Annotated in this window: 1 protein-coding gene; it reads left to right on the top strand. The window is 71.0% G+C overall.

Features of this window, described 5'->3' with window-relative positions:
- Positions 1–63: 63 nt before the first annotated feature.
- Positions 64–476 (top strand): GntP family permease (locus FHP29_RS22490; protein ID WP_240044295.1); only part of this gene is annotated, 413 nt, incomplete at its 3' end.

The following is a 476-nucleotide window of genomic DNA, read 5'->3' as shown; positions in this document are numbered from 1 at the left end:
CCGTCGACGCCATCGTCCACGAGTACGTCGAGCGCAGCTCGACCAGCGTCTGAGGAGCCCGTCATGTCCCCCCATCTCTCCGTCCAGGTGATCGCCGCGGCCGGCACCGACCTGATCGATCCGGTCGCCTCCGAGGGCCGCCTGATCGTGGCGGCGCTCCTCGGCATCGGCGTCATCGTCGCCCTCATCATCGCCGGCAAGATCCACCCCTTCCTCGCCCTGACGGCCGGCGCGCTCACCGTCGGCGTGACCGCGGGGGTCGGGGTCGAGACCGCGATCGCCAGCTTCACCACCGGATTCGGCACGACGGCGGCCGGCGTCGGCATCCTCATCGCGCTCGGCGCGATGTTCGGCAAGCTGCTCGCCGACAGCGGCGGAGCCGACCAGATCGTCGACACGATCATCGGCCACGCCTCGCCGCGCGCCCTTCCCTGGGCGATGGCGGTGGTCGGCGCGATCATCGGACTGCCGATGTT

This window comes from Nocardioides albidus (genome assembly GCF_006335005.1).
GTDB classification, from domain to species: domain Bacteria; phylum Actinomycetota; class Actinomycetes; order Propionibacteriales; family Nocardioidaceae; genus Nocardioides; species Nocardioides albidus.
This window is presented reverse-complemented; position numbering and strand designations above follow the sequence as displayed.